Consider the following 13,576-nt stretch of genomic DNA (forward strand, 5'->3'; position numbering starts at 1 on the left):
TTTGCTGTGTCACAACGGGAGGAACAGCGTGCGCCTGACGCTGACAGTCGTCGACCCAGTCGGGGGTCTGAGTGCCGACACCGTGATCGATGCCGCCCCCGAGACGCAGATCGGCGACCTGGCGCCCGAGTTCACGCGTCTGGTCGGGAGCCGGTTCAGCCAGCCGGTCGCGATGGCCGGGCAGGGCATGCCCGGGGACGTGGTCGGCGCGGCGCACCTCTTCGTCAACGGTGAGTACGTCGATCCCTCCCTCACCCTCGCCCAGTCCCCGCTGCGTGAGGGCACCGTCATCAGCCTGCACAACCCCAGCGGCTGCTGGCCCGGCGAGCCCCAGGGCATCGTCGAGCTGCGCGTCGTCGGCGGGCCGGCCGCCGGCGCGGTGCACCGCATGGGTGTCGGCCGCGTCGAGATCGGCAGCGGGCAGAACATGAACATCCGGGTCGAGGACCCCACCCTCCCCGAACACGCGATGACGCTGCGCGTCGCCGCCGAGGGCACCTGCAAGGTCACCGTCTACAGCGAGACGCAGCCGCTGATCGACGGCGAGCCGTTCGCACACACCGAGGGTGATCGCGGCGACTGGAAGCTCGGCAAGCAACTCGCTGTCGGGGACTCCCTCTTCGAGCTCACGCCGTACTTCCCGCCGGACGCCGCGCTGAAGGTCTCCGAGGACGGCGGCGGTCTCGACTACAACCGGCCGCCGAGGCTCCTGCCGCCCGAGCGGCAGACCAAGTTCACGCTGCCCCGGCCGCCCGGCGAGCGCGAGAAGCGGCCCCTGCCGATCCTGATGGCGCTTCTGCCCGTCGTCGGCGCGGTCGCCATGGCCAGCATCACCGGCCGCTGGATCTTCCTGATGATGGCCTTCATGAGCCCCATCATGATGCTGTCCAACTACATGATGGACAAGAAGCGCGGGCGCATATCCCACGCCAAGAAGGTCGAGGAGTACGGGGAGCGCAAGGCCCGGATCGAGAAGGACGCCCGGGACGCGCTCATCGCGGAGCGCTTCGCCCGTCGGCACGCCGCCCCCGACCCGGCGACCGTGCTGACGCAGGCCACCGGCCCGCGCACCCGGCTGTGGGAGCGCCGGCGCACCGACAACGATCATCTCCTCATCCGTGTCGGCACCGTCGAGCTGGACTCCGAAGTCGTCCTGAACGACCCGGAGCAGGACGAGCACAAGCGGCAGGTGTTCTGGAAGATCGCGGACGCGCCCGTCACGCTGCCGCTGCGGACCCTCGGGGTCGTCGGCCTCGCCGGTCCCGGTGACTCGGCCCGCGCGCTGGCCCGTTGGGCGGTCGGCCAGATATCCGTGCTGCACAGCCCGGTCGATGTCCAGTTCTTCCTGCTGACGGACGGCTCCGGCCAGCACAGCTGGGACTGGATGCGCTGGCTGCCGCATGTCAGGCCCACGCCCGAGCACGAGATCAACGCGCTGATCGGCACCGACGCGGAGACCATCGGCGCCCGTATCGCGGAGCTGACCGGCCTGCTCGACGCCCGGCAGAAGGCCGCCAAGCAGGCCCGTTCGCAGGGCGCCACCACCTTCAAGGACCCGGACATCGTCGTCATCTTCGACGGCTCGCGCCGCATGCGGTCGCTGCCCGGTGTGATCCGGCTGCTGCGCGAGGGGCCTGACGCCTCGATCTTCGCGCTGTGCCTGGACGATGAGGAGCGTTTCCTGCCTGGCGAGTGTCAGGCCGTGGTCATCGCCGAGCCCAACCCGGACCGCGTCGGCGGGCAGGGCGGCGCCCGGCAGCCGGGCTACGCCACCGGCTTCCACACCTTCCTCGCCGTTCCCGGCGGCGCCCCCGGGCCCGGCCAGTTCGCCGGTCCCGCGCCCGCCCAGCTCGCGGACCGGCTGCGCGTCGAGCAGACCGGTGCCTGGCGCATCAGGAACGTCCGGCCGGACTGGGTACGGTCCGAGTGGTGCGAGCTGCTGGCCCGTTCGCTCTCCCCGATCCGCGACATCAGCGGCGAGTCCGAGGACGCGGCGATCCCGTCCTCCAGCCGACTCCTGGACGTCATCGAGATGGAGCCGCCGACGGCGGGCGCGATCGCGGCCCGTTGGCGGCTGGGCGGCCAGTCGACGGAAGCGGTGATCGGCGAGTCCTACGACGGGGCGTTCGCCATCGACATCCGCCGCGACGGCCCGCACGGTCTGATCGCCGGCACCACCGGCTCCGGCAAGTCCGAGCTGCTCCAGACGATCGTCGCCTCGCTGGCGGTGGCCAACACCCCCGAGAACATGACGTTCGTCCTGGTCGACTACAAGGGCGGCTCCGCGTTCAAGGACTGTGTCCAACTGCCGCACACCGTCGGCATGGTGACCGACCTCGACAACCATCTGGTGGAACGCGCGCTGGCCTCCCTCGGCGCCGAGCTGACCCGCCGCGAGCACATCCTGGCCGGGGTCGGCGCCAAGGACATCGAGGACTACCAGGACTTGATGCGCCGCTCGCCGGGGCAGCTCGTCGCGATGCCCCGACTGCTCATCGTCATCGACGAGTTCGCCTCGATGGTCCGTGAGCTGCCGGACTTCGTGAAGGGTCTGGTCAACATCGCGCAGCGCGGCCGGTCCCTCGGCATTCACCTGCTGCTGGCCACCCAGCGGCCGAGCGGTGTGGTCTCCCCGGAGATCCGCGCCAACACCAACCTCCGGATCGCGCTGCGCGTCACCGACGCCAGTGAGTCGTCGGACGTCATCGACGCGCCCGACGCCGGGTTCATCGCGAAGTCGACGCCGGGACGGGCCTATGTGCGGCTCGGTCACACCTCGCTGGTGCCGTTCCAGTCCGGCCGCGTCGGCGGACGCCGGCCCGGCGCGGTCGACCCGGCGGTGGCCCGCCCGTGGGCCGGGCGTCTGGAGTGGAACGACCTCGGCCGGGGCCGGCTCAAGCGTCCGGCGGGCGCCAAGGCGGAAGAGGAGGAGATCACCGATCTGAAGGTGCTGGTGGACTCCGTCATCGAGGCCGACCGGCAGCTCGGCTTCGTCAAGCAGCACAGCCCGTGGCTGCCCGCGCTCGGCGACAAGGTGCTGCTGCGCGACCTCGAACACCCGGCCCCGGCCGGACCGTTGCCCGCCGCGCCCTACGGAGTGGAGGACCTGCCCGAGCAGCAGGCCAGGCGGTCCGTCGCCATCGACTTCAAGGTCTTCGGCCACATGATCGTCGGTGGCGCGCCGCGCAGCGGCCGGTCCCAGCTCCTGCGCACGATCGCGGGCTCGCTGTCGTGGATCCACTCCACGGCCGACGTCCACCTGTACGGCATCGACTGCGGCAACGGCGCGCTCAACGCCCTGACCCGGCTGCCCAACTGCGGTGCCGTCGTCAACCGCAACCAGACCGAGCGCGTCCGCCGCCTCATCAAGCGGCTGCGCTCGGAGGTCGACCGCCGCCAGGAGATCCTGGGGCAGGACGCGCTCGCCGACATCGGCGAGCAGCGGGCCGCCGCCGAGCCCGACAAGCGGCTGCCGCACATCGTGGTGCTGCTCGACCGCTGGGAGGGCTGGGTCAGCACTCTGGGCGAGATCGACCACGGCGCGCTGACCGACGAGCTGTTCGTGATCCTCCGCGAGGGCGCCAGCGTCGGCATCCACCTCATCATCACCGGCGACCGCACCGTGCTGTCGGGCCGCATCAGCGCCCTGACCGAGGAGCGGTACACGCTCCGGCTGTCCGACCGGAGCGACTACTCCAACATCGGGATGCCCGCCCGCAAGGTGCCCGAGGAGATCGCGGACGGCCGGATGTTCCGCAACCAGGCGCTGACGGAAATTCAGGTCGCGGTGCTGGCTGAGGAGTTGTCCGGCCAGGCACAGGCGGCGGCGCTGACGGCCATCGGGGACTGGGCCACCCAGCGCGACGCGGCGGTGGCGCGTGGCAGGCGGCCGTTCCGGGTGGATGTGCTGCCCAGCCGCCTGACCTTCGCGGACGCCTGGGAGATGCGCGACCCGGAGGCTTCGGAGTCCCGGCTGTGGGGCCTGATCGGCGTCGGCGGCGACGAGTTGATGGGCTACGGTCCCGATCTCGCGCAGGGCACCCCGGCGTTCATCATCGCCGGGCCGGCGAAGTCCGGCCGGTCCACGGTGATGCTGATGCTCGCCAAGTCGTATCTGGCGCAGGGCGTCCGGCTGGTCATCGCCGCGCCCCGGCCGTCGCCGCTGCGCGATCTGGCCGGCCAGGAGGGCGTCATCCAGGTGTTCACCGGCGACGACATCTCGGAGGCCGAGGTGCGGGAGGCGATGAGCACGTCGTCCCCCGACCACCCGATCGTCTTCCTGGTGGACGACGGTGAGGACCTGCGGCGCGCGGACGGCGGCGACGAGTTGAAGAACATCATCACGCAGGGCTCCGAGCTGGGCCGCTACCTGGTGCTGGCCGGTGACGAGGGCGATATCTGCGGCGGCTTCTCGGGCTGGCAGGTCGACGCGAAGAAGGCCCGTCGCGGTGTGCTGCTGTCGCCGTCGAGCCACCGGCACGGCGAGCTGATCGGCGCCAAACTGCCGCGCAGCGCGGCGAGTGAGCAGCCGACGCCGGGCCGGGCGATCCTGCACCTGGGCGACGGCGTGCCGTTCACCGTGACAACGCCCGCGCCGTAATGGAGATCGGCAGACGGCTCGGCGGACTCGGTGCCTCGGCCCGGTCCGCCGTCGCCGCGTCCGGCTCCTGGATGGTGGCGCGGATGTCCGCCTATCCGGGGCCGGTCGCCGTTCCGGTGGGCGAACCCTGGGAGTTCAGCGTGGGCGCGTTGATCGCCCGCCATCCGCGTGTGCCGAAGGCGCTCGCCAAGCCGCTGGGCGCGCTGGACGGGCTGGGCTCGGTCCGGATCGGGCCCGAGGGGCTCGGGTTCGACGGCGAGGACGACGTGCCGTGGGAGAAGATCGTCCACATCCGGCTGCACAACGGGGTCACGGCGGTCGCCGCGCACTCGATCGAGGCGGAGAGCGAGCGGCTGCGGGCGCTGCTGCCGCCGCTGCCCGGCCGCAGGTGGGCGCTGGGCAAGATCGCGGGCGGGCTGAAGACACTCGTGGCGAAGCTGCGGGAGCGGTCGGCGCGCCGACGGGATGAGAACGGGTCCGAGGAGAACGGGTCCGAGGAGAACGGGTCCGAGGAGAACGGGCCCGATGTCGCCTGCGAGTTCGTGACGCGCGGGCTGCTGGGCCGGGAGCGGACGGTGCGCGCGTGCATGTACACCACGGCGTTCCTGGCGCTGCGGCCCGACGTGTCGAACGCGCTGGTGGAGACGGCGCGGGCGGCCGGGGTGCCGGTGCTGGGCTCGTACGGCACCGAGGAGATGGCGGGCGGCACTCCGTGACCGCCGGGCTCACCGGAGGGCGTCGGCACCGCCACGGGCCAGGGCGCGCAGCGCGTCGCGGGTGTGGATCAGCTCCGCCAGCCGCGTCTCGATGGCGCGGAGCCGGGTCGCGATGAGCTCGGCGGCCGGACCGTTGGGCGGCTGGCCGCTGTCGCCCACGGCGAGGACGTCGCGGATCTCGGCGAGGGACAGCCCGGCAGCCTGCGCGCCCCGGATGAACACCAGCCGGTCGGCGAACTCCGCTGGGTAGTCCCGGTATCCGGAGGGGGTGCGTGGCGGCTCGGGGAGGAGACCGGCCTGTTCGTAGAACCGGACCGTCTTGGTCGTCACTCCCGCGGCGTGGGCAAGCGTGCCAATACGCATGGAGCCAGCATGTGACGGACGGGGCGCCGGAGGAAGAGCGCTTCACGCCGCGTGAGCCGTGGCGCTGCTCACGGGGTGGCTCATTCCACGGTCGTCGCCAGGAACTGGGTGGCGGCCAGCTCGGCGTAGAGCGCGTTGCCCGCGACCAACTCGGCGTGCGTGCCCACGGCCTGGACGCGGCCCGCGTCCATCACCACGATCCGGTCGGCCGAGGTGACGGTCGACAGCCGGTGGGCCACCACCATGACCGTCGTCTCCCGGGCCGCCTCGGCGACCGTTTCGCGCAGGGCGGCCTCGTTGACCGCGTCGAGCTGCGAGGTGGCCTCGTCCAGCAGCAGCAGCCGGGGGCGGCGCAGCAGGGCGCGGGCGATCGCGACGCGCTGCCGCTCGCCGCCGGAAAGCTTGGTGCCGCGGTGGCCGACGAGCGTGTCCAGGCCGTCCGGCAGCCGGGCGATCAGGCCGTCCAGCCGCGTGGTGCGCAGCACTTCGCGCACCGCGTCGTCGTCCGCGCCGGGCGTGCCGAACAGCAGGTTCTCGCGCAGCGAGCCGGACAGCACGGGCGCGTCCTGCTCCACATAGCCGATGGCCGCGCGCAGCTCGCCGAAGTCCCAGTCCAGGACGTCCTTTCCGTCCAGCAGCACGCGGCCGTCGGTGGCGTCGTAGAAACGCTCGATGAGCGCGAAGACGGTCGTCTTGCCCGCGCCGGACGGGCCGACGAACGCGGTCATGCCGCGCGGCGGCACGGTGAAGCTCACCCCGTGGTGCACATACGGCAGTTCGGGCGCGTAGCGGAAGCGGACGCCGTCGAACGTGACGGTCGCGGGCGTCGCGCCGGGCGCCGGGAGCGGGGCGGGGGAGTGGACGGGCTCGCTGGGCAGCCGCTGAACCTCCTGGATGCGGCCGATGGCCGCCGCGCCGATCTGGTACTGGGTGATGGCGCTGACCACTTGCTGGATGGGCGCCATCAGATAGAAGACGTAGAGGAGGAAGGCGACGAGGGCGCCGATGTCGATGGTGTCGGTGGCGACCCGGGCGCCGCCGATCGCGAGCACGGTGATGAACGCGACCTGCATCGACAGCCCGGCCGTGTTCCCGGCCAGAGCCTGCCACTTGGCGGCGCGCACGCTCTGCCGCCAGGACTCCTCGGCCGCCGCGTGCACGGTCCGCCGCTCGCGGTCCTCGGCGCCGGACGCCTTCACCGTGCGGAGCGCGCCGAGGACCCGCTCCAGCGCGGCGCCCATCTGCCCGATGGACTCCTGGGCGCGTTTGCTGGCCTTGTGGATGAGCGGCACGATGAGGCCCATGACGGTGGCCGCGAGGGCGATCACGCCGAGGGTGACGCCGAGCAGGACCAGATCGACGGTGCCCATCATCACCAGCGTGCCCACCAGCGTGAGTCCGCCGGTCGAGAAGCCGATCAGCGATTCCGTGGTCATCGCGCGGAGCAGCGTGGTGTCGGAGGTGGCCCGTGACAGCAGGTCGCCGGGCTCGGTGGCGTCCACGGCGGATATCCGCAGCCGCAGCAGGTAGGACGTCAGGGTGCGGCGCGCGGTGAGCACGACCGACTCGGCGGTGCGCTGCAGGACATACGCGCCGAGCGCGCCGATGCCCGCGTTCCCCGCGACGAGCAGGGACATGAGGATCAACGCGCCCGAGATCGACCGGTCGTCGGACAGGCTCTGGATCAACTCCTGGGCCACCAGCGGCAGTGCGAGCCCGGTGGCGCCGGTGGCGAGCGAGAGCAGCGCCCCGAGGACCAACGCGCCGCGGTGCGGCCGGACATAGCCGAACAGAACCCGCCAAGCGGGCGGGTCGCTCTCGGACGTCACCGCGGTGCTGCTCAGTTCGGCCACCCGACCAGCGTAACCGTACGGACGATCATCGCTCCAGGGCGCAAGATGGCCACGCCCGCTCGCCGTTGCCCGCTCGCCGTTGCCCGCCCCCGGAGGCCCGTCCCCGGAGGCCGACCCCCGGAGGCCCGCCGCCCGTGGGACGGCGGGCCGGGTCACGGCAGCGCGACCACGGTGGCGGCGTAGGACAGGCCCGCGCCGAAGCCGATGAGGAGCGCCAGGTCGCCGGGGCTGACCTCGTTGCTGGCCAGCAGCGCGTCCATGGCCAGGGGGATGGACGCGCCCGAGGTGTTGCCGGACGTGGTGACGTCGCGGGCGATGACGGTGGTGTCCGGCAGGCCGAGGTTGCGCGCCATCGCGTCGATGATGCGGACGTTGGCCTGGTGCGGGATGAACACGTCGAGGTCGTCCACGGTGACGCCGGCCGCGTCGAGGGCCTGGCGGGCGACCTTGGAGATCTCGTACACGGCCCAGCGGAAGACCTGTTGGCCCTTCTGCGTGAGGGCCGGCCAGCGCAGGTCGCGGTCGTCGCGGAGGGCGTCCCACGGCACGGTCTGGGTGACCGCGTCCGCCTGGGAGCCGTCCGCGCCCCAGATCACCGGGCCGATGGCGGGAGTCGAGGAGGGGCCGACGACGGCGGCGCCCGCGCCGTCGCCGAAGATGACGGCCGTGGAACGGTCGTCGAGGTCGAGCAGGTCGGACATCCGCTCGGCGCCGATGACCAGGACGTGCCCGCCCCGGCCGCGGACGGTGTCCGCGGCCAGGGCGAGCGCGTGCACGAACCCGGCGCAGCCGGCCGAGATGTCGAACGCGGCGGCGGTGTGGGCGCCGAGCCGGTGCGCGATCTCGGTGGCGACGGCGGGTGTCTGCCAGAGGTGGGTGAACGTGGCCACGATGACGCAGTCGAGGGCGTCCGCCGTGATCCCCGCCGCCGCGAGGGCCTTGCCCGACGCGGACACGGCCATGTCGGCGAGGGTCTCGTCGGGCCCCGCCCACGCCCGCGTGACGATGCCGGTGCGGGTGCGGATCCACTCGTCGTTCGAGTCGATGCGCTCGCACACCTCGTCGTTGGTCACCACCCGGCGTGGGCGGTAGCCGCCCACGCCGAGGATGCGGGCGTGCGGTGAGCCGACCGCCGCGGGTCGTGGGGCGGGGGTGATCCGCGCCTTCATGTACGGTCCTTCCTCAGGCGAACGTGACGCGGGCCAGCGGGTCGACCCGGCCCTCGTCCAGCAGCGCGCGGCAGCGGAACCGCTGGATCTTCCCGCTCGGGGTCTTTGGCAGCACCCCGCGCGGCAGGAACAGGCACTCGGACAGAGCCACTCCGGACTTCTCCAGCGCCACCGCCGCCGCGTGATCGGCGATGGGCTGGAAGTCCCGCGGCCTGCCCTGGGGTTCGAGCATCAGGACGAGCCGGGGAAGTCCGGAGGTGCCGACGTCCACGACCACCACGCAGCCCTTGCGGACCTGCGCGTGGGTGTCGATGGCCGACTCGATCTCGGAGGCGTAGATTTTACGGCCGCCGACCGAGAGCATGTCATCCGCCCGGCCCACGACGTACAGCTCCCCCTCGTGCGAGAAGCCGAGGTCCCCGGTCCGCAGCCGCCCGTCCGGGAAACGGGCGGCGGTGCGCTCGGGGTCGGCGTAGTACCCCTGGGCGAGGCTCGGGGAGCCGACGACGATCTCCGAGACCGCGCCCGGGGTGCCGGTGTCGACCGAGACGCCGGGCAGCGTCAGGCCGTTGGACACCAGCCGGGTGGCGCGCGGGTGGTCGGGATCCACCTCGGTCACGGTGCCGTCGACCAGGGCCGCCCCGTCGAAGACGACCGAACGCGGGGCCCGCGCCCACGGCTTGCCGGTCACCGCGAGGGTCGCCTCGGCCATGCCGTAGGCCGGCTGGAACGCCGTCTCCGACAGGCCGTAGGGGCGGAACTTCTCGCCGGCGGCGGCCAGCGTGTCCCAGTCGACGCGCTCCGCGCCGATCACCGCCGCGCGCAACGAGGCGAGCCCGCGCGGCAGTTCGGCCCGGCCCTGGGCGCGCGCCGCGAGGTACACGGCGGTGCTGGTGCCGGCGGTCATCGTCGACTGGTACTCGGACATGTCCCGGAACCACGTACGGGGCGCCATGCCGAAGCGGTCCGGCGTGGAGAGGACGAAGTCGAAGTCGTACGACCATGCGTAGAGCAGGCAGCCGAACATGCCCATATCGTGCGAGAGGGGCAGCCAGGAGGTGACGGTGTCGTTGCCGGGCCGCCCTCCCGTGAGGTGCAGGATGATCTCCATCTGCCGCTCGACGGCCCGTGTGGTGAGCGCGCAGCCCTTGGGTGTGCTGGTGCTGCCGGAGGAGTACTGGATGAACGCGAGGTCGTCCGGGCCGGGCGGGCTCGGCTCGAACGGGCCCGAGGCGGCGGGCAGTCCGGCCAGGGTCCAGGGCCAGGTGGGGAGTTGAGTGGTGAGATCCCCGGGGATCATCGGGACGATCCAGTCGTCCACGAGGAGCAGCGCCGGGTCGAGGCGGGCGCAGAGAGCCGTGAGCTGGCGCCCGTACTCGTCGGTGCTCTGGCCGCGCGTCGGCAGGGGCAGTGACGCCACCGCCCCGCCGGCCAGCCAGATCGCGAGGAGTCCGCGGACGGTCGCGGGAGTGTTGGTCAGGATGGTCGCCACCCGCGTGCCGGGGCGTACCCCGGCGCCGCGCAGGGCGGCGGCCATGCCATGGGCGTCGGCCGCCACTTCCCGCCAGGGGGTGTGCTCGAAGTCCTCGCCGGCCCAGACGTGCAAAGTGCCATGCGAGGAGCCGTTGGTCAGTGCGTTCCACAACTGCATGGAGGTCTTTCCCCGTTTTCTGTTCGGTGCTGGGGCGCGGCGGGGACTATTCGACGTCGACGACCGAGGCGGTGGCGTTCTCCTTGGACCGCTCCGCCATCGGGGCCAGCGCCTGCTGGCTCTGGAGCAGCTCCTGCCGGTCGAGCGAAGAGCCGTCGACCCGGCTGATGTTGGCCTCGCGCATGGTCAGGCGCTCGGGGTCGATGCGGATGACCTTCCAGGCCAGGCCGGTCTTCTCCATGGTCCAGATGAGGATGGCGCTCAGGTCGACCTCGTACCACTTCATGCCGTGCCGCGCCGAACGCGGGAACGCGTGGTGGTTGTTGTGCCACGCCTCGCCGAACGAGGGGATGGCGAGCCAGGCGACGTTGCGGGACTCGTCGGTGGTGGTGAAGCGGCGGCGGCCGAAGACGTGGCCGACCGAGTTCACCGCGTACGTCATGTGGTTGATCAGGAAGATGCGGACCAGGCCGCCCCACAGCATGCCGGTGAGGCCCGCCTTCCAGTCGCCGGCGGTGATGGCGAAGGCGAGGAGGCCGGGGAACACGACGCTGGCGGCGGTGACGAGCAGCAGGTTCTCGCTCAGCCAGCGCATGGGCTTCTCGCGCACCAGGTCGGGGCAGTAACGGATCGGGTCCGAAGTGAGCTTGGTGTCGAACAGCCATCCGAGATGGGCGTGCCACAGGCCCGCCATCGTGCCCTTGAAGCCGGGCTCGAAGTCCAGGTGCGGGCTGTGCGGGTCGCCTTCCTTGTCCGCGACCCGGTGGTGCTTGCGGTGGTGGGCGGCCCAGATGATGGGCGGGCCCTGGCCGGCGGTGACGCCCGCCGTGGCGAGGGCGATGCGGATGGGCTTGTACGTCTCGAACGACCGGTGGGTCAGCATCCGGTGGTAGCCGGTGGAGATGCCGAAGCCGGAGATGGCGTACATGATGGCCAGGACGACGATGTCCGACCAGCCGAAGATCGAGTTCCACAGCAGAACCATGGCGCCGAATACCGCGATCAGCGGTATCACGGAGGCGCCCAGGATGAACCAACGGTGCTTTCTACCGTCCATTGCTCCTCGCTTTCCTGAGACGGGGAAGAAACGCGGTGCGCAGCACCGGGAAGAGCAGCGCCCGCGGGGTGTTGCGTCCGGCGAATGCCTGGACTTTGGCGACCGGCCCGGGGACGACGACGCGGCGTCCGCGCGCCATGGCGTCCAGGCCGGCTTCGGCGACGCGCCGGGGCGTCAGCCAGGCGAGAATCCGCTGTTCGGTGAGGCGCGGGATCCCGCCGGTCTCATAGAAGTTGGTCCGCACCGGGCCGGGCAACAGCAGCGTGCAGGTGACGCCGGTGCCGCGCAGCTCGGCGTGGAGCGACTCGGCGAAGGTGTTGGCGAACGCCTTGGTGGCCGCGTAGGTGGCGGCGGTCGGTACGGGCTGGAGCCCGGCCGCAGAGCCGGTGACGAGAACGCGGCCCGAGCGGCGTTCCAGCATGCCCGGCAGGACGGCGAGCGTCAGTTGGTGCAGAGCCACGACATTGACCTGGATCTCGGCCAGTTCGCGGGCGGGGTCGTTCTCGGTGAGCGCGCCGCAGGTCGGGAAGCCGGCGTTGGCGCACAGCACCGAGACGGGGAACTCGGTCAGCTCGTCCGACAGTTGGCTGCGGGCCACCGGGTCGGCGAGGTCGCAGGGGCGGACCCGGACCTCGATGCCCGGGTGGTCGCCGGTCAGCTCCTTGGCGAGGCGCTCCAGGGCGTCGGTGGTGCGGGCCACCAGCCACAGGCTGTGGCCGCGCCGGGCCAGGCCCCGGGCGAGCCATTCCCCGATGCCGGAGGAGGCGCCCGTGACCACGGCCCAGCGGCGGTCCGGCGCGCCCGCGCCCGCCGAGTCGCCGGTCACGCCGGTCATACCGGGGCTCCGGCCAGCCGGGCCGCGAGGCGGCTCGCCGCCGCGCTGCCGGTGCGGGAGCACGCCTCGATGGAGACGCCCTGGATGTAGTCGCCGGCCAGCTCCAGGCCCGGCAGCGTCTCGACGTCCGCGCGCAGCTCGCGCAGGAACGCCGGGTGGTGCGGCAGGTAACCGCTGTAGGCGGCGGGCCAGTGCTTGACCAGGACGTTGAGGCGGGTGGCGCGCGGCGTCCCGAGGTACTTGACGAGCAAGTCCTCGCTCTCGCTGGTCAGTTTGTCGATCAGCTCCGGAGTGGGGTCGGTCAGGCGCCCCTGGCGTCCGCTGTAGGTGTAACGGACGATGTGGCGCTCCTCCTTGCCGTAGGAGCCGGCGTTGCTGCACGGGCCGTCGTCCATGGCCAGCGCGCGCACCTCGCTGGTGAAGACGGGCTCGTCGTACTCGACCAGGACCACGGTGGAGGGGAAGTACCGCACGCGCCGCAGCCGTTCGGCCATCGTGGGCCGGGCCTCGGTGACGATCCCTGCGGTGGCGTGGGCCGGGGTGGCCAGCACCACCCCGTCGTACTCGCTGGCTTCGGCGGGCCCGCCGCCCTCGGAGATCCGCAGCCCGGTGACGCGGCCGAGGCGGTTGACGACCAGGCCCTCGGCGCGGGCGCCGGCGCGGATGGTGACGCGCTTGGCGATCGCGTCCAGGGCGGGCTGGATGCCGCCCGCGAGCTGGTCGTAGTGGTCGAGCAGCATCGCCAGGTTGGTGCCGAAGGTGCCGGGGTAGACCTCGTCGGGCTCGGCGCCGTTGTTGCGGATCACCATGGGGCGGATCAGCGACTCGGTCATCTCGCGGCCGAAGTAGGCCGCGAGCGGGGCGTCGTCGTGGCGGCGCGAGATCCCGCCGAAGTAGCGGGAGCCGAGGAATCGATTGGACTCGTCCGCGCGGATGCGGGCCGCCATCGTCGCCAGCCGGGCCACGTCGCGGGCCGAGCCCATCCGGCGGATGTTCTGGAGGGTCTGGCCCCGGCGCTCGCTGTCCAGCGTCAGCACCCGGCCGTCCTTGACGCGGGAGGCGTTGTAGCCGAACGACTCGTAGGCGTCCACGCCGAGTTCGGAGGTGAACCAGCGGAACGTGCGGTAGCGGCGGCCGATGTTCTTGCCGCCCGTCATCACCTGCCGGTCACCGAGGCGGCCCACGCCGAACCGGCCGCCCAGTGTCTCGTCCGCCTCGATCAACTCGACGTCGTGGCCGGCGAGCTGGAGGCGGAGGGCCGCGGTGAGTCCGGAGATCCCGGCACCGACCACGGCGACGCGCCGCTGATTTCCTGTTGCGTCCTTGGGCATC

At 72.1% G+C, this 13,576-nt stretch carries 9 protein-coding genes; 2 read left to right on the forward strand and 7 right to left on the reverse strand.

All coding sequences use genetic code 11. The features are described 5' to 3' along the window. Positions 1-28: 28 nt before the first annotated feature. Positions 29-4,600, forward strand: coding sequence for an FtsK/SpoIIIE domain-containing protein (locus tag OIE51_RS19150; RefSeq protein ID WP_326598959.1), 4,572 nt, complete (start codon positions 29-31; stop codon positions 4,598-4,600). Further along, positions 4,600-5,316: a hypothetical protein gene (locus tag OIE51_RS19155; protein ID WP_326598961.1), complete on the forward strand. Its 717-nt coding sequence runs from the start codon at positions 4,600-4,602 to the stop codon at positions 5,314-5,316. The genes OIE51_RS19150 and OIE51_RS19155 overlap by 1 nt, the downstream gene beginning before the upstream one ends. A 9-nt stretch (positions 5,317-5,325) precedes the next feature. Here the strand turns inward: OIE51_RS19155 and OIE51_RS19160 are convergent, their stop codons facing one another. The 7 genes from OIE51_RS19160 to OIE51_RS19190 all read right to left on the reverse strand — a co-directional run bounded on the left by OIE51_RS19160 (position 5,326) and on the right by OIE51_RS19190 (position 13,575). After that, complete coding sequence (locus tag OIE51_RS19160) at positions 5,326-5,679, reverse strand: MerR family transcriptional regulator (protein ID WP_326598962.1); 354 nt, start codon at positions 5,677-5,679, stop codon at positions 5,326-5,328. 80 nt (positions 5,680-5,759) lie between these two features. Next, positions 5,760-7,532 (reverse strand): ABC transporter ATP-binding protein, encoded by a 1,773-nt coding sequence (locus OIE51_RS19165; RefSeq protein ID WP_442811966.1) that lies wholly within the window; start codon positions 7,530-7,532, stop codon positions 5,760-5,762. 152 nt (positions 7,533-7,684) lie between these two features. Further along, positions 7,685-8,701 (reverse strand): beta-ketoacyl-ACP synthase III, encoded by a 1,017-nt coding sequence (locus tag OIE51_RS19170; RefSeq protein WP_326598963.1) that lies wholly within the window; start codon positions 8,699-8,701, stop codon positions 7,685-7,687. Positions 8,702-8,714: 13 nt separating this feature from the next. Further along, the gene (locus OIE51_RS19175; RefSeq protein ID WP_326598964.1) at positions 8,715-10,352 is read right to left on the reverse strand and encodes an AMP-binding protein; all 1,638 of its coding nucleotides are present in this window, start codon (positions 10,350-10,352) and stop codon (positions 8,715-8,717) included. Between the two features lie 46 nt (positions 10,353-10,398). Next, positions 10,399-11,409, reverse strand: a complete 1,011-nt coding sequence (locus OIE51_RS19180; RefSeq protein WP_326598965.1) for an acyl-CoA desaturase — start codon at positions 11,407-11,409, stop codon at positions 10,399-10,401. Continuing rightward, positions 11,399-12,244, reverse strand: coding sequence for an SDR family oxidoreductase (locus OIE51_RS19185; RefSeq protein ID WP_326598966.1), 846 nt, complete (start codon positions 12,242-12,244; stop codon positions 11,399-11,401). The genes OIE51_RS19180 and OIE51_RS19185 overlap by 11 nt, the downstream gene beginning before the upstream one ends. After that, a complete protein-coding gene (locus OIE51_RS19190) occupies positions 12,241-13,575 on the reverse strand; it encodes a protoporphyrinogen/coproporphyrinogen oxidase (RefSeq protein WP_326598967.1) in 1,335 nt (444 codons plus the stop codon). The genes OIE51_RS19185 and OIE51_RS19190 overlap by 4 nt, the downstream gene beginning before the upstream one ends. Between the last annotated feature and the right edge of the window lies 1 nt (position 13,576).

It is taken from the genome of Streptomyces sp. NBC_01803 (assembly GCF_035917415.1).
Lineage (GTDB): Bacteria > Actinomycetota > Actinomycetes > Streptomycetales > Streptomycetaceae > Streptomyces.

What these genes read in the sequence shown, in the direction of transcription:
- OIE51_RS19155 (WP_326598961.1), top strand. Translation starts at nt 4,600, where the DNA reads ATGGAGATCGGCAGACGGCTCGGCGGACTCGGTGCCTCGGCCCGGTCC.
- OIE51_RS19160 (WP_326598962.1), bottom strand. Translation starts at nt 5,679, where the DNA reads ATGCGTATTGGCACGCTTGCCCACGCCGCGGGAGTGACGACCAAGACG.
- OIE51_RS19170 (WP_326598963.1), bottom strand. Translation starts at nt 8,701, where the DNA reads ATGAAGGCGCGGATCACCCCCGCCCCACGACCCGCGGCGGTCGGCTCA.
- OIE51_RS19175 (WP_326598964.1), bottom strand. Translation starts at nt 10,352, where the DNA reads ATGCAGTTGTGGAACGCACTGACCAACGGCTCCTCGCATGGCACTTTG.
- OIE51_RS19185 (WP_326598966.1), bottom strand. Translation starts at nt 12,244, where the DNA reads ATGACCGGCGTGACCGGCGACTCGGCGGGCGCGGGCGCGCCGGACCGC.
- OIE51_RS19180 (WP_326598965.1), bottom strand. Translation starts at nt 11,409, where the DNA reads ATGGACGGTAGAAAGCACCGTTGGTTCATCCTGGGCGCCTCCGTGATA.
- OIE51_RS19190 (WP_326598967.1), bottom strand. Translation starts at nt 13,575, where the DNA reads ATGCCCAAGGACGCAACAGGAAATCAGCGGCGCGTCGCCGTGGTCGGT.